This is a genomic window from Pseudomonas sp. 2995-3, assembly GCF_002742565.1.
GTDB classification, from domain to species: domain Bacteria; phylum Pseudomonadota; class Gammaproteobacteria; order Pseudomonadales; family Pseudomonadaceae; genus Aquipseudomonas; species Aquipseudomonas edaphica.
Map to the genome: position 1 here is coordinate 1 of NZ_LJSB01000012.1, position 229 is coordinate 229.

General features: G+C 35.8%; 1 pseudogene. It reads left to right on the top strand.

The annotated features are described in order from the left end of the window. Positions 1 to 229 (top strand): annotated as a pseudogene (locus AOA62_RS32620) (TIGR01212 family radical SAM protein); the annotation flags it as partial.

Below are 229 nucleotides of genomic sequence, written 5' to 3' on the forward strand. Positions count from 1 at the left end.
AAACAGAGCGCACGATTATCAATGTTATGTAGACGGTGTAGAAAAACTGAGAAAACATAACATTAGAATTTGCTCTCACATTATTAACGGACTTCCATTAGAAGATCATAATATGATGATGGAAACTGCTAAGGAAGTAGCGAAACTGGATGTTCAAGGCGTTAAAATACACCTTCTTCATCTATTAAAGAAAACTGCAATGGTCAAGCAGTATGAAAAGGGACTTGTG